Below are 204 nucleotides of genomic sequence, written 5' to 3' on the forward strand. Positions count from 1 at the left end.
CGCACCAGCGTGCAGGAGCGTTCGCACATCCTGCTGAAGATCGCCGACCGCATCGAAGCCAACCTCGAACTGCTGGCCGTGGCCGAGACCTGGGACAACGGCAAGGCCGTGCGCGAAACCCTCAATGCCGACGTGCCGCTGGCCGCCGACCACTTCCGCTACTTCGCCGGCTGCATCCGCGCCCAGGAAGGCAGCACCGCCGAG

The 204-nt window shown here is 68.1% G+C and carries 1 protein-coding gene; it reads left to right on the forward strand.

The features are described from left to right. On the forward strand, positions 1-204 hold a 204-nt coding region (locus E4487_RS24320; protein ID WP_175254584.1), incomplete at both ends, for an aldehyde dehydrogenase family protein.

Origin of the sequence: Pseudomonas sp. BMW13, assembly GCF_013357275.1 — a bacterium.
Classification (GTDB): domain Bacteria; phylum Pseudomonadota; class Gammaproteobacteria; order Pseudomonadales; family Pseudomonadaceae; genus Aquipseudomonas; species Aquipseudomonas khazarica.